This is a genomic window from Cereibacter sp. Soil_C_27 (assembly GCF_057657095.1).
Genome location: NZ_JBDGJD010000032.1, coordinates 1 through 494, shown reverse-complemented (window position 1 = coordinate 494; position 494 = coordinate 1). Strand labels below are relative to the sequence as shown.

At 68.4% G+C, this 494-nt stretch carries 1 protein-coding gene; it reads right to left on the bottom strand.

What is annotated here, in order from left to right; genetic code table 11:
* Nucleotides 1-81: 81 nt before the first annotated feature.
* Nucleotides 82-494 (bottom strand): CbbQ/NirQ/NorQ domain-containing protein (locus AC3A5Z_RS24165; protein ID WP_487521810.1); only part of this gene is annotated, 413 nt, incomplete at its 5' end.

Sequence of the window (494 nt, the reverse complement as noted above, 5' to 3'; positions counted from 1 at the left end):
AACCTGCTGGCATAGCCGTGCCAGAGGTTGCCGACGGTTTCCTCCGGCTCCATCAGATCGAGAAGGCGCAGGCTCATCGCGTCACCCGTAGACGCTGGAGACGAGATCGCGCAGCGCCTGCGCCACGTCGGGCTCGTCGGTCAGCGGCTCGATCACCGCCGCCTCCAGCGCGCGATCCAGCGCCATGCCGCCCGCGATCAGTGAGGCGGCGTAGATCAGCAGCCGGGTGGAGACACCCTCCTCCAGATCCATGCCGGACAGCGCCCGGATATGCCCGGCCAGCCGCACCAGCGGCTGAACCCGTGCCTCGGCCAGCCCGCTTTCACGCGCCACGACCGCGACCTCGGTGACCGGGTCGGGGAAGGTGAAGCTGATCGACAGGAAGCGCTGCCGGGTGGAGGGCTTCAGCCGCTTCAAGATGTTCTGGTAGCCGGGGTTGTAGGACGCCACCAGCATGAAGCCGGGCGGGGCCACCAGTTCCTCGCCGGTGCGAT